Source organism: Nocardiopsis sp. L17-MgMaSL7 (genome assembly GCF_003182025.1).
GTDB classification, from domain to species: domain Bacteria; phylum Actinomycetota; class Actinomycetes; order Streptosporangiales; family Streptosporangiaceae; genus Nocardiopsis; species Nocardiopsis prasina.
In genome coordinates, this window is record NZ_QGTF01000011.1 from 71,019 (window position 1) to 95,785 (window position 24,767).

16 protein-coding genes are annotated in these 24,767 nt (G+C 69.6%); 9 read left to right on the forward strand and 7 right to left on the reverse strand.

What is annotated here, in order from left to right; translation table 11 throughout:
- Nucleotides 1-185: 185 nt before the first annotated feature.
- The 3 genes from murJ (BDW27_RS19500) to BDW27_RS19510 form a co-directional block, all read right to left on the reverse strand.
- Nucleotides 186-1,982, reverse strand: a complete 1,797-nt coding sequence (murJ, locus tag BDW27_RS19500; protein WP_110050861.1) for a murein biosynthesis integral membrane protein MurJ — start codon at nucleotides 1,980-1,982, stop codon at nucleotides 186-188.
- A gap of 160 nt (nucleotides 1,983-2,142) precedes the next feature.
- On the reverse strand, nucleotides 2,143-3,948 hold the full coding sequence (murJ, locus tag BDW27_RS19505) for a murein biosynthesis integral membrane protein MurJ (protein WP_017545719.1): 1,806 nt from the start codon (nucleotides 3,946-3,948) through the stop codon (nucleotides 2,143-2,145).
- 80 nt (nucleotides 3,949-4,028) lie between these two features.
- Nucleotides 4,029-6,620 carry a DUF6049 family protein gene (locus BDW27_RS19510; RefSeq protein ID WP_110050862.1) on the reverse strand — a complete coding sequence of 864 codons (2,592 nt, stop codon included), beginning with the start codon at nucleotides 6,618-6,620 and terminating at the stop codon, nucleotides 4,029-4,031.
- A gap of 343 nt (nucleotides 6,621-6,963) precedes the next feature.
- Here BDW27_RS19510 and BDW27_RS19515 point away from each other — a divergent pair, with 343 nt between their 5' ends.
- Nucleotides 6,964-8,487: a CCA tRNA nucleotidyltransferase gene (locus tag BDW27_RS19515; protein ID WP_110050863.1), complete on the forward strand. Its 1,524-nt coding sequence runs from the start codon at nucleotides 6,964-6,966 to the stop codon at nucleotides 8,485-8,487.
- 31 nt (nucleotides 8,488-8,518) lie between these two features.
- Here the strand turns inward: BDW27_RS19515 and BDW27_RS19520 are convergent, their stop codons facing one another.
- A complete protein-coding gene (locus BDW27_RS19520; protein WP_017545722.1) occupies nucleotides 8,519-9,256 on the reverse strand; it encodes a bifunctional 2-polyprenyl-6-hydroxyphenol methylase/3-demethylubiquinol 3-O-methyltransferase UbiG in 738 nt (245 codons plus the stop codon).
- A gap of 172 nt (nucleotides 9,257-9,428) precedes the next feature.
- Here BDW27_RS19520 and BDW27_RS19525 point away from each other — a divergent pair, with 172 nt between their 5' ends.
- Nucleotides 9,429-9,971 (forward strand): GNAT family N-acetyltransferase, encoded by a 543-nt coding sequence (locus BDW27_RS19525; protein ID WP_017545723.1) that lies wholly within the window; start codon nucleotides 9,429-9,431, stop codon nucleotides 9,969-9,971.
- Between the two features lie 256 nt (nucleotides 9,972-10,227).
- Here the strand turns inward: BDW27_RS19525 and BDW27_RS19530 are convergent, their stop codons facing one another.
- The gene (locus tag BDW27_RS19530; protein WP_017545724.1) at nucleotides 10,228-11,298 is read right to left on the reverse strand and encodes an inositol-3-phosphate synthase; all 1,071 of its coding nucleotides are present in this window, start codon (nucleotides 11,296-11,298) and stop codon (nucleotides 10,228-10,230) included.
- Nucleotides 11,299-12,807: 1,509 nt separating this feature from the next.
- Here BDW27_RS19530 and BDW27_RS19540 point away from each other — a divergent pair.
- The 6 genes from BDW27_RS19540 (at nucleotide 12,808) to BDW27_RS19565 (ending at nucleotide 18,148) form a co-directional block, all read left to right on the forward strand.
- Complete coding sequence (locus tag BDW27_RS19540; protein WP_110050865.1) at nucleotides 12,808-15,021, forward strand: transglycosylase domain-containing protein; 2,214 nt, start codon at nucleotides 12,808-12,810, stop codon at nucleotides 15,019-15,021.
- Nucleotides 15,022-15,292: 271 nt separating this feature from the next.
- On the forward strand, nucleotides 15,293-15,583 hold the full coding sequence (gene rpsF, locus BDW27_RS19545; RefSeq protein ID WP_017545727.1) for a 30S ribosomal protein S6: 291 nt from the start codon (nucleotides 15,293-15,295) through the stop codon (nucleotides 15,581-15,583).
- 132 nt (nucleotides 15,584-15,715) lie between these two features.
- A complete protein-coding gene (locus tag BDW27_RS19550; RefSeq protein WP_017545728.1) occupies nucleotides 15,716-16,312 on the forward strand; it encodes a single-stranded DNA-binding protein in 597 nt (198 codons plus the stop codon).
- Nucleotides 16,313-16,426: 114 nt separating this feature from the next.
- Nucleotides 16,427-16,663, forward strand: a complete 237-nt coding sequence (gene rpsR, locus BDW27_RS19555; RefSeq protein ID WP_013155832.1) for a 30S ribosomal protein S18 — start codon at nucleotides 16,427-16,429, stop codon at nucleotides 16,661-16,663.
- A 27-nt stretch (nucleotides 16,664-16,690) separates the two neighbouring features.
- Nucleotides 16,691-17,137, forward strand: a complete 447-nt coding sequence (gene rplI, locus BDW27_RS19560; RefSeq protein ID WP_017545729.1) for a 50S ribosomal protein L9 — start codon at nucleotides 16,691-16,693, stop codon at nucleotides 17,135-17,137.
- 177 nt (nucleotides 17,138-17,314) lie between these two features.
- Nucleotides 17,315-18,148 carry a peptidoglycan recognition family protein gene (locus tag BDW27_RS19565; RefSeq protein ID WP_110050866.1) on the forward strand — a complete coding sequence of 278 codons (834 nt, stop codon included), beginning with the start codon at nucleotides 17,315-17,317 and terminating at the stop codon, nucleotides 18,146-18,148.
- 332 nt (nucleotides 18,149-18,480) lie between these two features.
- Here BDW27_RS19565 and BDW27_RS19570 read toward each other — a convergent pair whose 3' ends face one another.
- Nucleotides 18,481-19,830: an MATE family efflux transporter gene (locus BDW27_RS19570; protein ID WP_110050867.1), complete on the reverse strand. Its 1,350-nt coding sequence runs from the start codon at nucleotides 19,828-19,830 to the stop codon at nucleotides 18,481-18,483.
- A gap of 346 nt (nucleotides 19,831-20,176) precedes the next feature.
- Between BDW27_RS19570 and dnaB the strand changes: the two genes are divergently transcribed.
- Complete coding sequence (dnaB, locus tag BDW27_RS19575; protein WP_110050868.1) at nucleotides 20,177-22,774, forward strand: replicative DNA helicase; 2,598 nt, start codon at nucleotides 20,177-20,179, stop codon at nucleotides 22,772-22,774.
- 133 nt (nucleotides 22,775-22,907) lie between these two features.
- Here the strand turns inward: dnaB and abc-f are convergent, their stop codons facing one another.
- Nucleotides 22,908-24,569: a ribosomal protection-like ABC-F family protein gene (abc-f, locus tag BDW27_RS19580; RefSeq protein ID WP_110050870.1), complete on the reverse strand. Its 1,662-nt coding sequence runs from the start codon at nucleotides 24,567-24,569 to the stop codon at nucleotides 22,908-22,910.
- Nucleotides 24,570-24,767: the final 198 nt, after the last annotated feature.

The window sequence follows — 24,767 nt, forward strand, 5'->3', positions numbered from 1 at the left end:
GGGTCCGGCGCTGTCGGCTGTCCCCAGCCTCCCTTCGGGCAGCTCGGATAAACGATGCTCTGGCGGTAAAGCGGTGTCTGTCCATGCTAGGACGCGTGAACAGCCTCTTTGGAGGACACAGGATGGTCACGCATCTTCCGGGGCGTACCCGGGCGCGACCACCCAACGTCATCCATTCCAGGTGATCAGCGGCGTCGCAGCCGTGTTCTGACCAAATCAAGGAACGCTGTGACTTCAGTCACATTGAGGAACTTGGCGGCAACCACGAACAGTACGGCACCGACCAGTCCTCCGGCCACCATCGACGCGAGGGCGGGCCACACGTCGCCCGGCAGACCGTTGAGGGCGAAGATCATCAGGACGCCGAACGCGGCCGCCGGAACCGTGGCCACGTGCAGCTTGAACAGGGTCGCCGCGGCCCTGCGGCCGTCGAGCCCGTTCAGCCTCCTGTTGAGGAGGTACCACATGATGACCGAACCCACGACGTAGTAGAGACCGTAGGGCACGGGCAGCCACACGACGATGTGCTGCGGGCTGTCCGCCATGAAGTACAGCAGGCTGATCGCGGTGACGGCGTGGGCGGCCTCGGAGGGGATCGACACCAGGGCCGGGGTGCGCGTGTCACCCAGCGCGTAGAACACGCGCATCTGGAGCTGGAACAGCGTGAAGGGGATCAACATCACGCAGAAGACCATGAGGATGCGACCGATCGCGGCCGCGTCCTCGGCGCTGGTGCTGCCCTGCGCGTAGATCATCACGCAGAACGGCACGGCGAAGACGATCATCGCCACCGCGATGGGCACGATCAGCACCGACGAGAGCCGGAAGCCCCGGGAGAAGTCGCTGCGCACCTGGTCCTTGCGCCCGGCCGCGACGTGCTCGCTCATACGAGGCAGAAGGGCCGTGATCACCGAGACCGCGATGATCGCGTACGGGAGCTGGAACAGCATCGACGCGAACTTGTACGCCGCGATGCCCGAACCGGTCTCGTAGCCGAGGTCGGCCGCCATCGAACCGGCGCGCGTGGCGACGTTGGTCGAGACGAGCGCGCCCACCTGGGCGACGACGATGTAGAGCATCATCCACGACGCGGCACTGGCCGCCTCGCCGAGCCCGGAACCGCGCAGGTCCAGGCGGGGCCGCCAGCGGAAGCCCGCGGCGGCGAGCGCCCAGACCAGGACGGCGGCCTGGACGACCTGGCCGACGGCGGTGCCCAGGCCCAGCAGCGCGAGCTCGCTGGCGGTGATGGTGTCCGGCGTCCGGCCGGGACCGGCCAGGGACAGGAACCACAGGCAGATGCCGATGATGACCACGTTGTTCAGCACCGGGGCCCACATGGGGGCGCCGAACTTGTTCCGCGCGTTCAGCATCGCGCTGGCCAGGCCACTGGCGCCGATGAAGAAGATCTGGAGCACCAGGTAACGGGCGAGGACGACGGAGACCTCGTACTGCGCCCCGCTGAACCCGCCCGCGTAGATCCGGATGAACCACTCGGCGATCAGCACCGACACCAGGGTCAGCGCGAACAGCGCGAGCAGCATCAGGGTGACCAGACGCTGCTCTGTCCTGTCACCGCCGTCCTCGTCCAGCTTGCGCCGCTTGACCAGGAACGGCACGAACACGCTGGCCAGCAACCCGCCGATGAGCAGGTCGTAGATCATGTACGGCACCATGCCGGCGGTCTGGTAGGCGTCACCCAGCATCTGGGTGCCGATCGCCGCCGCGAGGACGATGGTGCGGACGAACCCCGTCACCCGGGAGGCGATGGTGCCGACCGCCATGATCGCCGTCGACTTGGCGATGTTGCCCGGACCGGTGTGCGTGGCACCACCGATCTCGTCGCCGTCCTCCAGACCCGCGCGGTCCGCGGTACCGACGTCACCGATCTCGCTCGGGTCCCGGAGCGTCCTCAGCCCGGTCTCCGGCTCGCTGTCGGGTTCGGCCCGCTCATAGGCGTCGAGCACGTCCTCGGGCATCACCATGTGATGGCGGGACGGGCCCTCGCGGATTTCCTCTGGACCGGGCTCCGGACCGTCGGCGTACTGACGGGGGTGATCGCTGGACACCGTGGGGTGGTCCTCTTCTTCTGACTCTTGTGGCTGGGGTCTCCGGCGGGGTCGGGGCCGGAAGGGGTCACGGCATCTAACGACGCAGGCGGCCGCGGATGAGTTCCACGGCGGCGCTCAGCTCGGGGACGCGCAGCACTCGGGCGGAGACCAGGAAGAGCAGGGCACCGACGACACAGCCCGCGAGGGGAGCGCCGATGTAGGTGGCCAGACCGGGGCCGATCCGCGTCTCGAAGAACCAGAGCACACCGAAGCCCGCCGCGATGCTGGGAACGACGGCCAGGTGCAGCCGCAACAATGTTCCAATCACGTGCTTTCCGTCAAGTCCCCCGATGCGGCGGCTGAGGATCTGGCCGGCGATGGTCAGGCCCGAGAGGAACGAGATCATGAAGCCCGCGGCGACGCCGACGACCACCAGGTTCGGCGGCAGCAGAAGGTAGGCGACCAGGGCCAGACCGCTGTGAACGGCGAGGTTGGCCAGACCGATCAGGGCCGGGGTGCGGGTGTCGCCCATGGCGAAGAACACGCGCAGCATGAGCTGGAACACCGTGAACGGGAGCAGACCGAGCGACATCACGGCGAGGATCTGGCCGATGGCGGACGCGTCGGCGACCGACACCGAGCCCCGGGCGAACGCCAGGATCGACAGCGGATCGGCGAACATCGCCACCGCGAAGGCGACGGGGACGAGCACGAACGCGGAGATCCGCAGCGTGCGGGAGAAGTCGGAGCGGACGGAGTCCCAGTCGTGGTCGTCGGCGTGCGCGCTCATGCGGGGCAGCAGGACGGTGATCAGCGAGACCGCGATGATCGCGTAGGGCAGCTGGAAGAGCTGGTACGCGAGGTTGTAGGCGCTGATACCGGCGCCGACGTCCAGGCCCTGCTCGATGCTGGCCACGTTGGCGGCGTTGGCGATGTTGGTGGTGATCCACAGGCCCGCCTGGGTCAGGAGGGTGTAGAGCATCATCCACCCGGCGGTACGCAGCGCCTCGCCGAGCCCGGAGCCGCGCAGGTCCAGGCGGGGCCGCCAGCGGTAGCCGGTCCGCGTCAGGGCGACGAAGAGCACCAGGGCCTGGAGCGCCATGCCCGCGGCGGTGCCCGCGCCCAGCAGGGTGAGCTCGCCGGTGGAGACGTTCTCCGGAGTGCGGCCCGGGCCCGCCACGACCAGGAACATCGCGGCGACGCCCATGATGACGAAGTTGTTGAGCACCGGCGCCCAGACCGCCGCGCCGAACTTGCCGCGCGTGTTGAGCATGGCGCTCAGCAGGCCGCTCAGGCCCACGAAGAAGATCTGGGAGAGCAGGAAGCGGGCCAGGTAGACCGACGCCTCGAACTGCAACGGGGTGAACCGGGAGCCGTACAGCCAGATGAGGGCCTCGGCGGCCAGGATCGCGACCGCGGTCACCAGCAGCAGCGCCAGCACCATGGACGTGAACAGGCGGTCCTCGGTTGCCTTGCCACCGTCGGCGTCGCGCTTGCGCCGCTTGACCAGGAACGGGATGACCACGGAGGCCATCAGGCCGCCGATGAGCAGGTCGTTCAGGATGAAGGGGATCGTGTGCGCCGTGTGGTAGGCGTCACCGAGCAGGTGGGTGCCGATGGCGGCGGCGAGCACGATGGTGCGGGCGAACCCGGTGATGCGGGAGGCCATGGTGCCCACGGCCATGATCATGCTGGAACGCATCATGCCGCCGGAGCCGGAGTCCTCCTGCTGCGCGGGCGCCTCGGCTTCGGGGAGCTCGCCCTCCTCGTAGGAGGGGGTGGGCCCACCAGTGGGGCGTACGGCGCTGTCACCGGGCATGGCGCCCTCGTGGGGGAGCTTGCTGTGTTTGGGCGTGTAACGGGGGGACTGTTCGTCGCCGTTCGGGGAGTCGGTGACCACCGTGGATCAGGGTTCCTTTCGTCTGGGGAGGGTTCGGGCCGCGGCGCCTGGGGACGGCGCCGCGGATCAGGGTGTGGCGGTCACTTTCCGGCGCCGCTGTCGTCCGGGTCGTCCTTGGCCGGGGGGGTGTCGTCCGTGGCGCCGTCGTCCGCCGGAACGCTGTCGTCCGGCTCCTCGTCGGCGGAGGCGTCCGGAACGGTGTCCCCGGCCTCCTTGGCGCCCTCGGACGAGCCGGCCCCGGTCTCACCGGTGGCGGCGGCTCCGCTGGCGTCCCGGGGCTCGCCAGCCTCGGACCCGGCGGATCCCCCGGTCTCGGCGGCGGGCCCCTCGCCGTCCTGCCGCCCGTCCCCGGCCGCAGCGGTCTCGGCGGCCCCGGCCCTGGCCGTCTGCTTGCGGGCCCACTTGCGCAGCGCACGGGGCGCCAGCGCCGCGATCAGGATCAGCAGGCCGATCCCGCTGATCAGCAGCGCCTGTGTGCCCAGGCCGGTGGCGTTCACCTGGATCAGCGTGTCCTGCGAACTGATCGGCTCGCCGTCGGCGTTCTGGAGGCTGACGTGCACGTTCGTGCTGCCGTTGATCCGGGCCGACAACGGGACGTAGACCGTGGTCTTGGCGCCGGGGTCGATCTCGAAGTGGTGTGTGTACTCGCCGACGCTCAGCCGCTCGGAGTTCTCCGAGTACAGGGACAGGTACACGTGGACGGTCTCGTCCTGGAGGTCGTTGGCGACGAGCACGCCGGTGGTCCCGGTGCTGCTGGCCAGGGTGACCGGCTCGCCCGGGATGACGCGCACGTCCTCCCTGCGGCTCTGGACCGACTTGACCACCAGGGTGCGGGTGGCTCCGGCCAGGGCCTCACGGTCCCGCCAGTGCACCGACTCCAGGCGTACCAGGGCGGGGCGGAAGGGGTCGCTGTCACCGACCAGGATGCTGTTGAACAGGCGCACGTCCCGGCTGACGTCCTCGACCTGGCCGAGGTAGGTGGAGCTGAGCCCGTCACCGTAGGCGTCGTCCGGGTAGTCCAGGTCCTGACGGGTCTCCTCCCGGTCCTTGGAGTCGGGGAGTTCGACCCGGTCCAGCCGTTCGGGGGAGAGCCAGGGCAGGTCGTCCGTGGCGCTCAGCACGCCCGAGGCGAACTCGGGGCTGGGGTCCCAGCCGGGTTCGGGGGCGGCGACGACCACGCGGTCGCCCTCCCCGCTCTCCCCGGCGATCATCGCGGTCTCCGCCGCGAAGCGCTGGAGGGCCAGGGCGGACTCCCCCCGCTCCCACGAGGGCATCGAGAGCACGTCGGTCAGGCCGGAGTCGCTGACCAGGGCGTAGGGCTCCTCACCCTCCGCCTCGTCGCCGCTGGCGGGCAGGGGGGCCTGAGCGCCAGGGGTCGTGGAGACCCAGGAGGCGGGCGGGAGCCCCTCCTCGGACAGCAGGAAGCGCTGGGCCCCGTGCTCGGTGTACAGATCTTGGACGCGCTCGTCCATGAGCCCCCCCGGAGGCACCGCGAACCGGTCGTCCGCCTCCAGTTCGAGCGCCCGGGCCACGGACTCCTGGCCGAGCCGCAGCGAGGCCTCGGCGTCCCCCTCCATGTCGTTGAGGAGGAGCGCGACCAGGTCGGCGCTGGCGTAGGGGGAGGCCACGACCGTGTCGGCGGCCAGGACCGAGCGGGCCTCACGCAGCCACACCTGGGCGGCCGGATCCGCGGGCTGGTCACGGCGGCCCGGCTCCTTGGCCGGGTCGTCCAACGCGCTCTCCAGGACCTCGTGGTCGGCCGAGGCCATGCGCAGGATGTCGTCGAGCGTGCCGGGGTCGACGGACCAGGTCACCGGGATGCCCTCGGTGCGCGACGGGGGCTCGTCGCCCTCGTCTCCCTCGTCGGGGGCGTCCGAGGGGGCCTCATCCCCGTCGGCTCCCTCCTCGGTGGCCTCGGGGGAGACCGAGTCGGCGCTCTCCTCGGCGGTGACCTCCTCGCCAGCGGTCGGGGAGCTCTCGTCCGGGTCCTCCTCGTCCTCCTCCAGCCCGAGCTCCTCGACGAGGTCCTCATCCCCGGCCTCGAAGGACAGGGGCACCTGCGCGCCGGACTCCAGGAGCCGTCCGAGACGCCCGTCGGCGCCGACCGAGCCGTGGAGTCCGTCGTCGAGGAAGGTGTCGTCGTCGGCGCGCTGGGGCGAGTCCATCAGCGGCCAGACCCAGGCCAGGTCCAGGGCGGGGACGTCGTCGTCACCGGTGTAGGGGAGGAAGGTGTACTGCGAACCGAGGGTGGCGCCGTCGCCGTCCACCGCCTCGATGACCATGGGGTACACCCCGTAGGAGGTCAGACCCAGGTCGTCGGCGGGGGTACTCAGCGAGTACTCCAGGGTGCCGTCCGGTTCCAGCTCCCCCTCGAACTCCTCGTCGGGCCCGGAGGCGCTGGGCTGCCAGTCCTCGCCGGTGGCGAAGTCGTCCAGCTCGTCGCGCGAGGTGAAGGGGTGCCGGGAGTAGCGCATGCGGACGGTGACGTCCTCGACGGTCTCCCCGGTGGTGTTGGTCACCTCGCCCGCCACACGCAGGGTGCTGTCCTCGTCCACGGAGTCCGGAGTGATCCGGTCCACGACGAGCGGGGCGGCCGAACCCTCCTCGTCGGGCTCGGCCGACGCGGGAGAGAGGGTGGCCGGTATCGGAAGCAGAGCGGCGGTCATGGCCATGACCGCGGCCGCGGAAGCAGTTCGACGCAACGCTTGGTTTCCTGATTCGGGTCCAGGTGTCCGTCCCGCCAGGGATACGGAAGGTGGGGCGGGGTCGGTCGGGGTGCCCGCGCGGCTCGCTCGGCCCAAGCGGGGCTGGTGGCCTCGGACTGACCGTGACGTGCCACCACTCCACCCGAAGATACCGCGTTCCCCGAACCCCGGTTCTGACGCGGACCGTTGTTCGGGGACGTGATCGGCCCACCCTTTCATCCACCGGGGCCCGACACCAGGGCCGCCACAGGCACTCGGGGGTACCAAACGGATTCGCGGACACCCCGTGCGGCCGCCTAACCTGCGTGGTGTGCCGAACACAGAGCCTTCGCGTGAGAACGACGCCGCCCAGAACCCGTCCGCAGAGGTGAGCCCGCCCGCGGGTGAATTCAGCGGTGCGCAGCGAGCGGCGGTCGCCGCGTTGGTCGACTCGATCCAACCCGTCGCAGACGAGCTCGGCGACCGTTTCGACGCCCAGGGCCAGCAGCTCGCCATCGTCGGTGGCCCGGTCCGCGACGCGCTCCTGGGACGCGACTCCAACGACGTGGACCTCACCACCGACGCGGTTCCCCAGCGCGTCCTCGAACTCATCGACGGCTGGGCCGACTCCGTGTGGACCGTCGGCATCGAGTTCGGCACCGTCGGCCTGCGCAAGCGCGGCCTCCAGCTGGAGATCACTACCTACCGCAGCGAGGCCTACTCGCCCAAGTCCCGCAAGCCCGAGGTGGCCTACGGGACGAACATCCACGACGACCTGCTGCGCCGTGACTTCACCGTCAACGCGATGGCGGTGCACCTGCCCAGCCGCGAGTTCGTGGACCCCTTCGGCGGGCTCGCCGACCTCAGGGCCAAGGTGCTGCGGACCCCGGGCCGCCCGGAGGACTCCTTCAGCGACGACCCGCTGCGCATCATGCGCGCGGTCCGCTTCGCCGCGCAGCTCGGGTTCTCTCTGGCGCCCGAGGTGGCCGAGGCCGCCCGGGGTATGGCGGACCGGCTGTCCATCGTCTCGGCCGAGCGCGTCCGGGACGAACTCACCAAGCTCATGCTCAGCCCGGACCCGCGCCGGGGGATCGAACTCATGGTGGACCTGGGCATCGCCGAGCACGTCATGCCCGAGATCCCCAAGATGCGGCTGGAGATCGACGAGCACCACCGGCACAAGGACGTCTACGAGCACTCGCTCACCGTCCTGGACCAGGCCATGGACCTGGAGCGCCGGCGCGGGCACGGACCCGACCTCGTACTGCGCCTGTCCGCCCTGCTGCACGACATCGGCAAGCCCCGGACCCGCGCCTTCGAGGGCGGCAACCGGGTGACCTTCCACCACCACGAGGTGGTGGGCGCCTCCATGACCCGCAAGCGGCTGTCCGCGCTGCGGTTCTCCAAGGACGTGGTCTCCCAGGTGAGCACGCTGGTCGCGCTGCACCTGCGGTTCCACGGCTACGGCCGGGGCGAGTGGACGGACTCGGCGGTGCGCCGGTACGCCCGGGACGCCGGCGACCAGCTGGAGCGCCTGCACATCCTGACCAGGGCCGACTGCACCACCCGCAACCGGCGCAAGGCCGTCGCGCTCGCGCGTTCCTATGACGACATCGAGCGTCGCATCTCCGAACTGGCCGAGCAGGAGGAGCTGGACCGGATCCGCCCGGACCTGGACGGCAACGAGATCCAGGAGATCCTGGGTGTGAAGCCCGGTCCGCTGGTGGGCAAGGCCTACCGGTACCTCCTGGAGCTGCGCCTGGAGAACGGCCCCATGGAGAAGGAGAAGGTCGTCGAGGAGCTGCGCTCCTGGGCGGCCGACCACCTGGAACAGGACGGCCGCCAGGACGGGTAGACCGCACGGGGCGTGGCACCGGAGGCGCCGCTCAGAGCCCGGGCTTGACCGCCGTGACCGCCATCCCCGCGCCGAACACCCGGAGCGGAGTGCCCTCCAGGGTGTCCGAGACACCGCGCGCGGCCGGGGGGCGGCGGTCGAGGGACGGCATGAGGTAGTCGATCGCGCGTACGCGGAGCCCGTGGCCGCGCAGCAGGCGTCCCAGTTCCTGGCTGCTGAAGGACCGCGTGTCGGACATCCGCACGTGCAGGGGCCGGACCCAGGGCAGGAACGGGGCGGTGAGGGCGGAGCGCCGTCGTTCGCCCCAGAGGACCCCGTGCGTCTCGAAGGGGAACCAGCGGTTGGACGTGGTCACGGACAGCGCGCCGCCGGGCCTGAGCACCCGGTGGATCTCGCTGAGGGCGTCGTCGAGGTCGTCGAGGTGCTCGAGCACGTCGAAAGCGGTGACCCGGTCGAAGGTGTTGGTGTCGAAGGCCAGGGAGTCGGGGGCCATCTTGTGCACCCCCACGCGGTCCTCCAGGCTCGTCCCCGCGATGCGTCCGGTGAGTTCGTCGAGCAGCGCGGGGTCGGTGTCGATGGCGTCCACCCGCACGTAGCCCGCGGCGAGTCCGACGGTGTGGGCGCCGTCGCCGCAGCCCACGTCGAGGAGCCGGTCGCCGCGGACGGGTAGTTGGCGGGTGACCGCCCCGATCCGTTTGGCGACCCCTCTGTTCCCGGACCCGTTGCCGAACCCGTTCGATGGACCGCCCGGTCCGAAGCCGCCGCTCATTGCCACCATCCCCTGCTCGTGCGCGAATGCCTGCGAAGGCACTACTTTAAGTGATGTTTTGACTACTCATGGAGATGGCGACTTGTCGACTCGTGGTCACGGGGCCTGACCTCCTCCTTTCCCGGAAGGACCCACGACACCGGGGCGGGGCCTCCGGTGCGAGGATGGCGCGATGACGATCACCACCTGGTACCTGGAGTCGACCGACCCCGCCGAGCTCAGGCCCGGCCGCGAACCGGAGGGCCTCGTGCGCTTCGTCCGCGCGGAGGTGCCCAGCCCCGAGTTCTCCCGGTTCCTCTACGCGACGGTCGGCGGCGAGTACCAGTGGATCGACCGCGCCCCCTGGAGCACGGGCGAGTGGAGCGACCGGGTGGCGGACCCGAACGTGGAGACCTGGGTCCTGTACGACCGGGGCACGCCAGCGGGCTACGCCGAACTGGAGGCCCAGCCCGAGGGAGCGGTGGAGGTCGTCTACTTCGGCCTCCTGCCCGGTTTCCTCGGTCGGGGACTGGGCGGGCACATGCTCACCGAGGCCCTGCGCCGTGCGTGGGACCTGGGCACCCGTCGACCGGACCGCGACGCCACCCGCAGGGTGTGGCTGCACACCTGTTCCCTGGACGGGGACCACGCCCTCGCCAACTACCGGGCGCGGGGTCTGCGCCTGTACCGGGAGACCACCGAGGAGCAGCCCGTGGTCCAGGGCGCGGGGGGATAGGTCGGGCCAGGGGGCGGGACCAGTCGACTCGTCGACTCATGGAGATGTCGACACGTCCACCCCGGCACCCGCCCCGGCCGGGCGGACTCCGGCCGCGAACCCTCAGGGTGCGCGGGACTCCGAGGGTGGGAGGACACCGGCCCGGACAGCGCGCGCGGGCAGTCCGGCCGTAAACGAGGAAGGACACGCCCACAGACTGGACGTGTCCCTGAGAACATGCCCGGGGCCGAGGGGCCCCGGGCGGGTCGCCGGCTACCTACTCGCCCGCGATGAAGTTCTCCACCTTGGTGTGCGCCTCGGCGTCGCTGTACTGCTCCGGGGGCGACTTCATGAAGTAGGAGGAGGGCTCCAGGATCGGGCCGCCGATACCGCGGTCCTTGGCGATCTTCGCGGCGCGTACCGCGTCGATGATGATCCCGGCGGAGTTGGGGGAGTCCCACACCTCCAGCTTGTACTCCAGGTTCAGCGGGACGTCACCGAAGGCGCGACCCTCGAGACGGATGTAGGCCCACTTGCGGTCGTCCAGCCACGGCACGTGGTCGGAGGGACCGATGTGCACCGCGCCGGCGTTCAGCTCGTGGGGGATCTGCGAGGTGACCGACTGGGTCTTGGAGATCTTCTTCGACTCCAGGCGCTCGCGCTCCAACATGTTCTTGAAGTCCATGTTGCCGCCGAAGTTCAGCTGGTAGGTGCGGTCGACGATCACACCCCGGTCCTCGAACAGCTTGGACAGCACCCGGTGGGTGATGGTGGCGCCGATCTGCGACTTGATGTCGTCGCCGATGATCGGCACACCCGCCTTGGTGAACTTCTCGGCCCACTCGGGGTCGGAGGCGATGAACACCGGGAGCGCGTTGACGAAGGCCACGCCCGCGTCGATGGCGCACTGCGCGTAGAACTTGTCGGCCTCGTCGGAGCCCACCGGGAGGTAGGAGACGAGGACGTCGGCCTTGCTGGCCTTGAGCGCGGCGACCACGTCCACGGCGTCCTCGGGGGACTCCTGGATGATCTCGCGGTAGTACTTGCCCAGACCGTCGTAGGTCGGGCCGCGCATGACGGTCACGCCGGTCAGCGGGACGTCACAGATCTTGACGGTGTTGTTCTCGCTCGCGGTGATCGCGTCGGCCAGGTCGTGTCCGACCTTCTTGGCGTCCACGTCGAAGGCGGCGACGAACTCGATGTCGCTCACGTGGTACGGGCCGAACTGGACATGCATCAGGCCGGGGACCCGTGACTCCGGATCGGCGTCCTTGTAGTAGTGCACACCCTGGACGAGCGACGCCGCACAGTTGCCGACACCCACGACGGCTACACGTACCGAACCCATTGGTCCTTGCTCCTTCTTCTCCGCGAACATGGATTCCACAGCGCACGGCGACGGGCCCGCGCCGACGGCGGTCCGGGGCTCGTCATCCTGCGTCGTATTCCGTATGTGATCAGCAGCGCGCACGGCGGTTCTGTTCCCCCTCACGGCCGTCGAATACGGGGAGAACTGTCCATGTCTGGCTGGTTTGTTCTGATCTGACTCTATCCACGCTTCATGGTGAGGATGTAGGCGGTCAACGGTCTGGGCGACAACAGAGTGACCGCCGGTGACCATGGTGCGGGGGAGACCTGCGTGATCCCGTGCGTGATCCCACACGAACCACACCCAACTCGGACGGCACCGACCCACTCCCGCTCCGGTGACCGCAGTCACACGCTGCGCCGAGTTCGGCCCCGAGCAGCCGAACTGCCAGGACCGGCGGTTCCCGGCGGAGGGTGACGAGGCCCTGCAAAGCGCGCGATACCCTCGCGCGTGGGTTGTGCTATATCGTTCGATCGCTCTAACGTGACCTTTGATTTGCGTGCGAAGCCGGTTCAAACCCCCGAGCGAAGCCAAGCCGCGGCGACGTTGACGTCGGCCCAGAGCACCGACGCGACGGGGGAAGCGCTCCCGCAGGCCAACGATCAGGAGGAAGTAGCGGCCAACGTCTTCGCGACCTGTTGAAAACCTTCACCCCCGGGTGGGCGTCTCTTTATCAAGCCTTGAATGAAGGCCAAAGCGGCGAACCGGGTCCAACCGCACCCAACCGCGCCGCTCCACATCACAGGTCGCGAATCACCGATCCCCCAGGGGGACCGACCCCCGTTTCCACCAAGGAATCGTCAGGCCGAGCGGCCGTGAGAGGCAATCGAGGACCACGTGAGTACCGAACGACGACGGAATGCCGACGGCGGCCGTCGCCGGGCCGACGGCCCGGACGACGGTCCGCGCGGCGACGGCGGAAGGCGCAGGGCCGGTGGCCCTCCCCGGGAAGAACGTGCGGGCGGACGGCGCCGACCTGACTCCGAGGACGGCTTCCAGGGAGACGACAGGTCCGCTCCGCGCTCCCGCAGAGCCCGACCCCCAGGGGACGAGGCACGCTCCGAGGGGCGCCCCCGCCCCGAGGGCGGACGCCGCCGCGCCGAGGGAGAGCGCCCCCGCCGCCCCGACGGCCCGCGACGCCGCCCCGAGGACGACGGAGAACGCCCCCGCCGTCGCCCCGACGGCCAGCGCCCCCGCCGACCCGAGGACGGTGACCGCCCCCGTCGCCGCCCGGACGACCCGCGAGCTGGCGGACGCCGCCGCTCCGAGGGCCCGCGCGACCCCCGCGACCGCGAACACGGAGCCCGCTCCGAGGGCCGACGCTCCGGCGGACGGGGTGCCCGTGCCGCCGCGGCCTCGGGCGGACGCGGCGGCAGGGGCGGTGGCGGAGGCCGCCGCCGCCCCCGTGAGGACGAACCCGACGACCGTCCCTGGTTCAAGCGCTTCCTGTCCAAGGCCTGGAAACCCGCGCTGGCCTTCTGCGGGCTCATGATCATCGGCGGTGTGGCCACCTTCGCGGTGCTGTACGCCATGGCCCCCGACGAGGGGGAGCTCAAGAGGAACGCGGAGAAGGAGGCCTCGGCCACCCAGATCCTGTGGGCCGTCCAGGGGGACGCCGAGAAGGGCGACGTCGCGCTCACCACCGGTGAGGTCCAGCGTGTCGCCGTGCAGCGCGAGGACATCCCGGAGGAGGTCATCGACGGTGTGCTCGCCGCCGAGCAGGCCACCTTCTACGAGGACCCGGGCATCAACATCAAGGGCATCGGCCGCGCCATCCTCTCCCGAGGCGAGGCGGGCGGCGGATCCACCATCACGCAGCAGATGGCCCGTAACTACTACAGCGAGCTCGACGGCGAGCCGCCGATGACCCGCAAGATCCGCGAGATCTTCATCTCGATCAAGCTGGGCCAGCAGCTCGAACCCGACGAGATCCTCACGACCTACCTCAACACGATCTACTTCGGCCGTGGCGCCTCGGGCATCGAGATGGCCGCCCAGGAGTACTTCGGCAAGAGCGTGAGTGAGCTGGACCGGGCCGAGGGCGCCTACCTCGGCATCATCATCCAGATGCCGAGCAACTTCGAGAACCCCGAGCCGGACTCCTGGACCGCCAACTACCTGGAGAAGGAGCGCTGGCCGTACGTCCAGCGGCAGCTGGCCGCGATGTACGACAACACCGGCGGCGAGCGCGGCCTGCCCGAGGCCGAGGCCCAGCAGCTCGAGATCCCGGACAGCATCATCGACTACGAGCCCGAGGCCGGCCTGGACGACCCTAAGCTGGGCTACGTCCGCCAAGCCGTGATCAACGAGGTCGAGCGGCGGTACGCGGGCTCGAACGTCACCGGCGCGGACATCGCCACCAAGGGCCTGGTCATCGAGACCTCCCTGAACCCCGACCTGATGACCGCGGCGGAGGAGGCCTTCGACGTCCTCCCCGAGGGCGCGGCCGACGACACCATGCACGGGTTGACGGCGGTCGACCCGAGCACGGGAGAGATCGTCGCCTTCAACGGCGGGCCGGACGTCTCCACGGTGATCAACAACTCCCTGGTGCACCAGACCCAGGCGGGATCGGCGTACAAGCCGTACGTGCTGGCCCGCGCCCTGTCGGACGGCATCGGTCTGCGCAGTCAGTTCGACGGCGACAGCGGCCTGGAGTTCCCCGGGCTGGCCAGCCCGGTGATCAACTCCGGCGAGGTGGACTACGGCGAGGTCGACCTGATCCAGTCCACCGCTGACTCGGTGAACACCAGCTACGTGGACCTGGCGATCACGGTCGACCCGAGCCGCGTGGACGACCTCGCGGTGGAGATGGGCGTGCACCCGGACCGGCAGGAGACCTCGCAGGTCGGTCCGCTGGTCGCCCTGGGCACCCACCAGGTGAACGCGCTCGACATGGCCAGCGGCTACGCGACCTTCGCCGCGCAGGGCCGCCACTTCCCGGCGCACATGGTCACCAAGGTGACGACGGCCGACGGCACCGAGGTCACCCCCGACGACCAGGCGGAGCTGGAGAGCGGCACGGAGGTCCTCTCCGAGGGGGTCGCCGCGGACGCCACCTACGCCATGCAGCAGGCCGTCCTGGAGGGTGGCGCGAAGAACGCCGCCCTCGACGACGGGCGTCCGGTGGCGGGCAAGACCGGTACCTCCTCCGACGCCGTCTCGGCCTGGTTCGTGGGGTACACACCGCAGCTGGCCACCTCGGTGGGGCTGAGCCGCGCGCAGAGCGATCCGCTGGACTTCGGTCCGGCGTTCGGTGACGTCTTCGGCGGTACCACCTCCGCGATGGTGTGGAAGGCCTTCATGGAGGTCGCCATGGAGGGGCAGGAGCACCAGCAGTTCCCGGCCCCGCAGTGGGTGGGCGAGGACCAGCGGTTCCTGCCGACCCCCTCCCCGAGCGAGACCCCGGAGGAGACCGACGAACCGAGCGACGAGCCCAGCGAGAGTCCGAGCGAGGAGGAGTGCGACCCCAACAGCCCGGAGTGCGACACGGAACCGTCGCCGGACGAGTGCGAATGGGGTTGGGAGCCGGGCTGTGACACCGACGAGAGCCCGGACCCGGACGAGTGCGACGGCATTCTCAACAGGCCGGACCACTGTGACGACGAGGAGGAGAACCTCCCCGGCGGTCCGCCCGGCAGTGACCAGAGCAACCAGGCCAACGCCAGCGGCAACAACAGCCTGATCAGGCCCAGGGACTGATCGGCTCGCAGTAGCAGGCACGGCCGGGGGCCGGTGCGCGGAGGGGAGACCCTTCGGCACCGGCCCCCAGTCGTTGCCCACGACGACCCAGCGGTCCCGCACGACTGGCAGCGCAACGCCGGTGGTGCTCCGCTGCTGGTAGCCTTGGCTCCCGTATGGCTCAGAGCCTGAGCGATGCCCCCGGTGGGACCGGGCGGCGGAACGCCGGGCTCCTGCCCTCCTGCCATGGAGATTCCATGGCCGCAACAGTCCAGAGGAGGAACGTACGCTTATGCGTCGTTACGAAATCATGGTCATCCTCGACCCCAACCTCGACGAGCGCACCGTCGCTCCGTCGCTGGAGAACTTCCTGGGCGTCGTCCGCAACGACGGCGGCTCGGTCGAGAAGACGGAGATCTGGGGCAAGCGTCGCCTCGCCTACGACATCAACAAGAACTCCGAGGGCATCTACGCGGTCATCGACCTGACCGCCAAGCCCGCGACGGTCAAGGAGCTCGACCGTCAGCTCGGCATCGCCGAGGCCGTGCTCCGCACCAAGGTTCTGCGTCCCGAGGTTCACTAGGCACTCCGGTGCCCTGACCCCCTGACCCCGCCCGTTCTTGTCCCCAGGACTGTTTTGTCTCTAGGGGCGCGGATGATGCGGGGAGCAGGCGAAACCGCCTGATCCCGAACTATCTCGAACCGGAGCCGATCCATGGCAGGCGAAACCCAGATCACGCTCGTCGGCAACCTCGTCGACGACCCTGAACTGCGCTTCACGCCCAGTGGAGCCGCGGTCGCCAACTTCCGTGTGGCCTCGACGCCTCGCACCTTCGACCGTCAGGCGGGGGAGTGGAAGGACGGAGAGTCCATGTTCCTCTCCTGCACCGTCTGGCGTCAGTACGCGGAGAACGTGGCCGAGAGCCTTCAGCGTGGCATGCGCGTCATCGTGCAGGGCCGCCTGAAGCAGCGGTCCTTCGAGACCCGCGAGGGTGAGAAGCGGACCGTCTTCGAGATCGACGTCGAAGAAGTCGGCCCGGCACTGCGCAGCGCCACCGCCAAGGTGACGAAGACGCAGCGTCAGGGTGGCGGCGGCTTCGGCGGCGGTCAGCAGGGCGGCGGTTTCGGCGGCGGCCAACCCCAGGGCGGACAGTCGTCCCAGGGCGGCGGCTACGGGAACCAGGGCGGCGGCTTCGGTGGCCAGCAGGGTGGTCGGGGCGGCGCCCCGGCCGACGACCCGTGGGCCACCAACGGCGGCGGCGGTTTCGGCGGCGGCAACAGCGGAGGATTCTCCGACGAGCCCCCGTTCTAAACAGCGGCTTCCCCACGTAACACCCGACCCGGCCCCTACGGGGACCGCGTCACCTTTCCATTGTCCCAGCCCATCCCCGGGAGGACCCCGGGGCTCTTGCGAAGGAGCACCACGATGGCTAAGCCGGCAGCGCGCAAGCCCAAGAAGAAGGTTTGCCTCTTCTGCCAGGAGAAGCAGTCCTACATCGACTACAAGGACACCACGCTTCTCCGTAAGTTCATCTCCGAGCGCGGCAAGATCCGTGCCCGTCGGGTGACCGGCAACTGCACGCAGCACCAGCGCGACGTCGCGACCGCGATCAAGAACGCGCGCGAGGTGGCCCTGCTGCCCTACACCAGCACCGCTCGCTAGCGGCGATATCCGAGGGAGGTCTTTGTCGTGAAGCTGATTTTGACCCACGAGGTCAACGGTCTCGGAGCCCCCGGCGACGTCGTCGAGGTGAAGAACGGTTACGGTCGCAACTACCTGCTGCCCCGAGGGTTCGCCATTCGGTGGACCCGCGGTGGTCAGAAGCAGATCGACCTGATCCAGCGCGCCCGCAAGGCGCGTGACATCCGCACCCTGGACGAGGCCCAGCAGGTCGCTGGCCGCGTGGGTGCGCTGAACGTGCGCCTCAAGCAGCGCGCCGGTCAGGGTGGTCGTCTGTTCGGTTCGGTCACGCCCGCGGACATCGTCGAGGCCGTCAAGGCCACCGGCGGTCCCGAGCTGGACAAGCGCCGGATCGAGATCAAGAACCCGATCAAGTCCGTCGGTGCCCACAAGGTCCAGGTCCGCCTGCACCCCGAGGTCGCCGCGACGATCAAGCTGGACATCGTCGGCGCCTAGTACGCGCCGACCGTTCCGGTCACGGACCCCGTCCCTCTTCGAGGGGCGGGGTTCTTCTGTTCCCCAGGAACACGCCGAGAGGCCGAAAAACACCCTTTAGTTACTCTTTGTAATCTAACGTGTCCTCTGTGTAGCGTTGCGTTCAGCAATGCTCCGCACGGAGAGGACAGCATACCGATGGCCGTTGAAAGACTGCCCGAGACAGACCACCCTCTCGCGGTGGATCGTAGGACGATGCTGCGAGGGGCCGCCCTGACCGCCGGAGGAGTACTGCTCGGCGGTGCCCTGGGGGTGTCGGTGACCGGCCAGGCCACCGCGGCGGCGACGCCCAAGGTGTACACCCGGTCCGACTGGGGGGCACGCGCGCCCAAGGGAACCATCGAGGTACTGGCGAAGGGGCCGACCCACATCGTCGTGCACCACACCGCGACCTCGAACGTGTCCGACACCTCCACCACCCACGCCGCCGCGCTCTCCCGATCCATCCAGCGCTACCACATGGACAACAACGGCTGGAGCGACACCGGTCAGCAGCTGACCATCAGCCGGGGCGGCCACATCATGGAGGGCAGGGACAAGTCCCTCCAGGCCATCCGCGACGGTAAGCACGTGCTGGGCGCGCACACGGCCAACCACAACTCGCACACGATCGGCATCGAGAACGAGGGGACCTACACCTCGTCCACGCCGCCCGGTGCCCTCATGTCCTCGCTGGTCGACACCTGCGCGTGGCTGTGCCTGGTCTACCGCCTGGACCCGCAGAAGGCGATCGTGGGCCACCGGGACTACAACGCCACCAACTGCCCGGGGGACAAGCTCTACGCGATGCTCCCCAAGCTCCGTGACGATGTGGGGAGCAGCCTGCGGAAGCAGCTGAGCCACATGAGCGAGCACGCCGGACGGGAACTCACGCTGGAGGAACTGCCGAGCTACCCGACCGTTCCGAGTTCGGAACGCGTCGCGACCTTCTACCACGGTCCTACGGTGGGAGACCTCGACTCTGGATTCTAGGAGGAGATCTCCGCCGCCAGCCGCCCCTGTCTCCCCCGCAGGGGCGGCTCTGTGTTTCCTGCCCGCCTCCGCTTCGGCGCGTGTTCGGCGCCTTCGCAGAGCGGTTCGGGTTGAGGCGGCACAGCATCCTCGTCCACGCCTGGCTCGTTCCTCGCTGGGCTGGACTCGTCTTCCAGAACCCTCTCCGGCGCTCGAACGGGGCGCCCCCTTGTGGCGAGCCTTACGGGCGGGACCCACGTCCGTGGGTGAGGTGAGCGATGAACCCGGCACCGCCCAGAGTCGACTTAAGGACTTGGTGACTTGGTGACCTGGCGACTTGCCGACCTGGGGATTCAGGGACGGTGGGCGCCGGTGACCAGCCAGGCCTCGCCCCGGGCGCGCAGGCCCAGAGTGACGGCACGGGCGAGGATCCACACCGCGAAGGCGATCCACAGACCCACAAGGCCACCGGTCTCCGAGGTGGCGAGACCGGGGATCACCAGGGCGAACGGCATGAAGGCGAGCATCGTCCACAGGGAGGCCCAGGCCAGGTAGCGCTGGTCCCCGGCGCCCATGAGGACGCCGTCCAGCACCATGGTGACGCCGCTGAGCGGTTGCATGAGGGCGACCACCACGAGGGAGGCCATGATGAGCGCGGCCACACTCGGGTCCGAGGTGAAGGGGACGTGGGCCCAGGGCAGCACGAGGAACACGACCACGGTGAACAGGAGCCCCGACATCACGCCCCACTCGACCATCCGCCGGGTGGCGTCCCGGGTTCCCCGCACGTCACCCGCGCCGAGGTAGCGGCCCACGATCGACTGCCCCGCGATGGCGATGGCGTCCATCGCGAACACCAGCAGGGCCCAGATGTTGTAGCTGACCTGGTGCGCGGCGATGGTCTCGTCACCGAGCCGGGCGGCGACGGCGGTGGTCACCAGAGCCACGACGCGCATGGACACGCTGCGCAGGAACAGGGCGAACCCGGCCGAGGCCGAGGAGCGCAGCCCGGACAGCGACGGCGTGAGGGAGACGCCCTCGCGCCGGGCCGACCGGGCGATGGTGGCCACGTACCAGAACGCCCCGCCGCCCTGGGCGATCACGGTCGACCAGGCGGACCCGGCGATGCCCCAGTCGAACACGAACACGAAGGTCGCGCACAGCACGGCGTTGCCGGCGTAGGACGCGACCGCGACCACCAGCGGGGTCCGGGCGTCCTGGAGCCCACGCAGCACGCCGGTCCCGGCCATGATGATCAGCAGGAACGGCGTGCTCAGCAGGCTGATCCGCAGGTAGGTGAGGGCGTAGGGGGCGACCTCGGGCGAGGCGCCCAGGAGGTCGATCATCCATGGGCCCAGCGGCCAGCCGATCCCGATCGCGGCGATCCCCAGCAGGATCGCGAGCCAGAGCCCGTCCACCCCGTCCCGGACACCGCCCGGGACGTCTCCGGCACCGAACTTGCGGGCCACCGCGGCGGTGGTCCCGTAGGCGAGGAAGATGCACACCGCCGCCAGGGTCAGCAGGACCTGACCCGCGACCCCGAGGCCGCCCAGCGCCTGAGTGCCCAGGCTGCCGACGATCGCGGCGTCGGTGAGCAGGAAGAGCGGTTCGGCGATCAGGGCGAAGAACGTGGGGATGGCGAGAGCGAAGATCTCGCCATCGTGGCGGTGCCGGAAGGGGGCCGCCGAGAGCAGATTGGCCATGACGGAGCCACAGTACCGGACAGGCGTTCGACAGCCGGTGTGGCGTCTGGCACGAACCACCGAAGCCTGTGGATAACCTGTGGAAAGCCGCCCTGTGAGACATCTTGCACCTCACGACAGCGAACCGCGTTTTCCCAGTTCAAGTGGGCTATGGGCGACTCGCGGCAAAGTTATCCACAGGTGATGTGCATAACCTCTGTGCGCAATGCCCCACGGGGCCTCGGTTGTGGTGGTAGAGGGTTGTCCACAGGCGAGCCGCGCGGCGTCTTCGACACCCCGGATGGGGCATGCTGGAAGAGTCGGTCCGATCCGGGCCGACGCACGCGGCCGGTGTGGGGAGAAGTTCGTGAGTGTCGCTGAGCAACCACCTGATGAGGGCGGATACGAGCGCACCCCACCCCACGACATCCAGGCCGAGCAGAGCGTCCTGGGCGGCATGCTGCTGTCCAAGGACGCCATCACCCAGGTCGTCGAGATCATCCGCTCCGCCGACTTCTACCGCCCCGCGCACCAGATCATCTACGACAGCGTCGTGGACCTCTTCTCCCGCGGCGAGCCGGTCGACGCCATCTCGGTCAACGCGGAGCTGACCAAGCGCGGAGAGGCGACCCGGGTCGGCGGGGCCCCCTACCTGCACACCCTCACCGAGGCGATCCCCACCGCGGCCAACGCGGGCTACTACGCCAAGATCGTCTCGGACCGCGCGGTCCTGCGGCGCCTGGTCGAGGTCGGCACCCGGATCGCGCAGATCGGCTACGCGGGCGACGGCGAGGTGGACGACCTCGTCGACCACGCCCAGGCGGAGATCTACAAGGTCGCCGAGAAGCGCACGGGCGAGGACTACGTGGTCCTCGGCGACATCATGCCCGGGGCCCTCGACGAGATCGAGGCGATCGGCGCCAACGACGGCAGCATGACCGGCGTGCCCACGGGCTTCGCGGACTTCGACGCCCTCACCAACGGCCTCCACCCGGGCCAGATGGTGATCATCGCCGCCCGCCCGGCCGTCGGCAAGGCCCTGGCCCTGGACACCCCCCTGCCCACACCGCACGGCTGGACCACCATGGGGGAGGTCCGTGTCGGTGACGAGCTCCTCGCCGCTGACGGCACTCCCACCAGGGTGGTGGCGGCCACGGACGTGATGCGGGACCGCCCCTGCTACGAGGTCACCTTCGACGACGGCACGGTGGTCGTGGCGGACGCCCAGCACCAGTGGCTGACCGACACGCGTGCCTCGCGCCGAGCCGCGCAGGAGGCCCGGTCCAGGGGCGGAGCCCCCAGGGTTCTACCGGGCGTGCGGACCACGGAGGAGATCGCTCGGACCGTGCGTCTGGAGACCGCGGACCGGAGACTGAACCACTCGGTGAACAACACCGAACCCTTGGACCTGCCGGAACGGCAGCTGCCACTGCCGCCCTACTTCCTGGGAATGTGGTTGGGCGACGGTGCCTCCCGGGCTGCGCGGATCACCACCGCCGATCCCGAGGTCATCACCAACATCGAGGCGGAAGGACTGGTGACCAAACCGGTCGGGGAGACCTCGTACACCTACGATGTCTTCCTCCCGGCGGAAGAGGTTGAGGTCGCGGAGAAGACCTGCGTGGTCTGTGGGGCTGGCTTCGTCCCGAAGCTGCCGCACGTGCGCACGTGCGGGCAGTCCTGCGGAGGCAGGGCCCGTTTCGTCTCGGAGCCGGTTCCGCACACCAGCTGCCCTGACTGCGGTCGCCTCTGCTTCTCCGGTGTCCGGTGCCGCGACTGCGTCGCCCACCACGGAAGCGTCCAGGCTCTGCTGCGGACGCTGGGGGTCCTGGGAAGCAAGCACGTCCCCACGGAGTACCTGCGCGCGTCGGTCGCCCAGAGGAGGGCTCTCCTGGCGGGACTCCTGGACAGCGACGGAACCGTCAACGCCAGTGGGTCGGTACAGTTCGCCGTCACCAACGAGCGCCTGGCAGCTGACTTCCGGGAACTGGCGCACAGCCTGGGGTACCGCACCGGTCTGTCGACCAAGCGGGTCAGGGGGCGGTCGGACGAGAGTTCGACCTGCTACACCATCACCTTCGGTTCCGAGCGGGAGGTCTTCGGAATCGAACGGAAGAGGGCCGCGCATCGGGAACGGTCCGCCGGTCGAGCCCATGTGCGCGTCGGATCGAGGTTCGTCACCGACGTTCGCGCGATCGACAGCGTTCCGGTGCGGTGCGTCCAGGTCGATCACCCGGACCACCTCTTCCTCGCCACCCGTTCCATGGTGCCCACACACAACTCCACCCTGGCCCTGGATTTCGCGCGGGCCGCGTCCATCAAGAACGAGATGGCGTCCGTCTTCTTCAGCCTGGAGATGGGGCGCAACGAGATCGTCATGCGTCTGCTCTCCGCCGAGGCGCGGGTGCCGCTGCACACCATGCGGTCCGGTCTGATGACCGACGATGACTGGGCCCGGCTCGCCAGACGGATGGGCGAGGTGGCCAGCGCGCCGCTGTTCATCGACGACTCCCCGAACATGTCGATGATGGAGATCCGGGCCAAGTGCCGCCGTCTCAAGCAGCAGCACGACCTCAAGCTCGTGATCGTCGACTACCTCCAGCTGATGAGCTCACCCGGCCGGGTGGAGAGCCGCCAGCAGGAGGTCTCCGAGATGTCGCGTTCGCTCAAGCTCCTGGCCAAGGAACTGGAGGTGCCCGTGGTCGCGCTGTCCCAGCTGAACCGTGGTCCCGAGCAGCGCACCGACAAGCGCCCCCAGGTCTCCGACCTGCGTGAGTCCGGGTCGATCGAGCAGGACGCGGACATGGTGATCCTGCTCTACCGCGAGGACGTGCACGACAAGGAGTCCCCGCGCGCGGGCGAGGCCGACATCATCGTGGCCAAGCACCGTAACGGTCCCACCGCCGACGTGACCGTGGCCTTCCAGGGCCACTACAGCCGATTCGTCGACATGGCGCCCGGTTAACTCGTCGACCTGTCGACACGGGGTGTGATCGCAGGCGGTCGGATTCACCGCTTCGGTCACACCCCGTTGTATCGGTCAATCCATTAGTCGACTTATGTGCTAGCCGAAAAGTCGACAAAGAGACACGTCGACATTACTCTGCGGAGTCGCTGGTCAGAGCCCCTTCGCGCAGCTCCAGACGGCGCCCCGTGAACCGCTGACGCGCCATGCGGTCGTGCGTCACGAGCACCAGGGCACCCGTGTAGCCCGACAGCGCCTGCTCCAGCTCCTCCACCAGACCGGGGGAGAGGTGGTTGGTGGGCTCGTCCAACAGCAGCAGGTCGTGGGCGCCCGAGGTCAGCCGGGCCACCTCGATCCTGCGGCGCTGCCCCACCGACAGCGAGACCACCGGTTGATCGAGGTCGGCGGGTCGGAACAGGCCGAGCGAGGCGAGTTCGTCCCGGTACTCCTCCGCGTGATCGGGGCGCCCGGCGGCGTAGGTCTCGAGCACGGTCCGCTCCCCGGGCACCGGGGCGTCCTCCTGACGCAGCAGACCGATGCGCGGGGGCAGCGCCACCCGGCCGGAATCCGGGACCAGATCCCCGGACAGCACCCGGACCAGGGTGGTCTTGCCCGCCCCGTTCGGACCGGTGACCAGGACCCGCTCTCCGGGGGCCAACGACAGCGCGCCGACCTGCAACCGGTGGTCCACCCGGATCCGCTCCAACCGCGCGACCGGACCCTCCTCTGGCGGCGGACCGGAGAACCCGGCGCTCATCCGGAGCGGGACCGGCGGCGGCGCGACCGGGTTCGCGGTCAGTCGGGCCATCCTCTCCTTGGCGTTGCGCACGCGCCCCATGGAACCGTGCGCCGCGCCGCGCATCCGGAAGGCTCCGTGCCCGAAGGCGGCCTTGGCCATCCTGCGCGGGATCGCCCGCAGGGCCGCGATGTTGTTGTCGGCCAGGCGTCGCTGCCGGGCCAGGTCCTGCTTCCAGTCCTCATGCTCCCGTGCCCAGCGCGCACGCGCCGCCGCCTTGGCTGCGAGGAACCCGTCGTAGCCGTCGCCGTATCGGCGGACCAGGCGGGTGTCGGCATCCACCTCCAGCACAGTGCCGGTCACCCCGGAGAGGAAGGCCCGGTCGTGGGTGACGGCGACGACGGTGCCGCGGTGGCTCCGGAGCCGCTCCTCGAGCCAGGCGACCGCGTGGTCGTCGAGGTCGTTGGTGGGCTCGTCCAAGAGAAGGAGTTCGGGAGAGGCGGAAAGGGTCGCCGCCAGCGCCAGCCTTGAACGCTCCCCGCCGGACAGCGTCCGCAGCGGCCGGTCGCGGTCCAGCCCGGGCAGGCCCAGGCCGTGCAGTCCCGCGTCGACGCGGGCGTCGGCGTCGTAGCCGCCGCGGGCCTCGAACTCCGCCAGGAGGTCGCCGTAGGCGTCCAGCTCCTGAGGGCCGGCGCCGCCCAGGGCCGCCTCGGCCCCGTGGACGCGCGCCTCCAGGTCCCTGAGATCCCGGAGGGCGTCGTCGATCGCGTCCGCGACGGTCCCGAGTGGGATCCCGCCGGACACCCGTTCCATGGTCTGGGGCAGGTAGCCGACGCCTCCCGGAGCGCGGACGGTGAGCTCCCCGTTGTCCGGGTCCTCCGCGCCCGCCAGGAGGCGGAGGAGGGTGCTCTTGCCGGAGCCGTTGTCGCCGACCACACCCACGTGTTCGCCGGGGCTGATCGTGAGGCTGACGCGGTCGAGGACCGTGTGGTCCCCGTAGTGCTTGCTGACTTCGTCCAGGGCGAGCTGGGATCGGTGTCGTGTTCCTGTTCCGAGCATGCGGCCCTCCTGTCCTGCGTGGTTCCGGTGTTTCTGGGTGCCACGGAGCGCAGGGAGAGCCGTTTCGGTCATGGGTGCACGGGTGTGCTGCGAGACCGGAACATGGAAGGAGGCTGCCCGTACGCGACCGCGGTGTGGTGACGTCGACGGAGCCGCCGGACCGCTGTGCGGTGGGGGCTCGGAACGAGGACGTCCGGC

What these genes read in the sequence shown, in the direction of transcription:
- murJ (WP_110050861.1), bottom strand. Translation starts at nt 1,982, where the DNA reads ATGGTGATGCCCGAGGACGTGCTCGACGCCTATGAGCGGGCCGAACCC.
- BDW27_RS19510 (WP_110050862.1), bottom strand. Translation starts at nt 6,620, where the DNA reads ATGGCCATGACCGCCGCTCTGCTTCCGATACCGGCCACCCTCTCTCCC.
- BDW27_RS19520 (WP_017545722.1), bottom strand. Translation starts at nt 9,256, where the DNA reads ATGAGCGGCGGCTTCGGACCGGGCGGTCCATCGAACGGGTTCGGCAAC.
- BDW27_RS19525 (WP_017545723.1), top strand. Translation starts at nt 9,429, where the DNA reads ATGACGATCACCACCTGGTACCTGGAGTCGACCGACCCCGCCGAGCTC.
- BDW27_RS19530 (WP_017545724.1), bottom strand. Translation starts at nt 11,298, where the DNA reads ATGGGTTCGGTACGTGTAGCCGTCGTGGGTGTCGGCAACTGTGCGGCG.
- BDW27_RS19540 (WP_110050865.1), top strand. Translation starts at nt 12,808, where the DNA reads ATGATCATCGGCGGTGTGGCCACCTTCGCGGTGCTGTACGCCATGGCC.
- rpsF (WP_017545727.1), top strand. Translation starts at nt 15,293, where the DNA reads ATGCGTCGTTACGAAATCATGGTCATCCTCGACCCCAACCTCGACGAG.
- BDW27_RS19550 (WP_017545728.1), top strand. Translation starts at nt 15,716, where the DNA reads ATGGCAGGCGAAACCCAGATCACGCTCGTCGGCAACCTCGTCGACGAC.
- rpsR (WP_013155832.1), top strand. Translation starts at nt 16,427, where the DNA reads ATGGCTAAGCCGGCAGCGCGCAAGCCCAAGAAGAAGGTTTGCCTCTTC.
- BDW27_RS19565 (WP_110050866.1), top strand. Translation starts at nt 17,315, where the DNA reads ATGGCCGTTGAAAGACTGCCCGAGACAGACCACCCTCTCGCGGTGGAT.
- BDW27_RS19570 (WP_110050867.1), bottom strand. Translation starts at nt 19,830, where the DNA reads ATGGCCAATCTGCTCTCGGCGGCCCCCTTCCGGCACCGCCACGATGGC.
- abc-f (WP_110050870.1), bottom strand. Translation starts at nt 24,569, where the DNA reads ATGCTCGGAACAGGAACACGACACCGATCCCAGCTCGCCCTGGACGAA.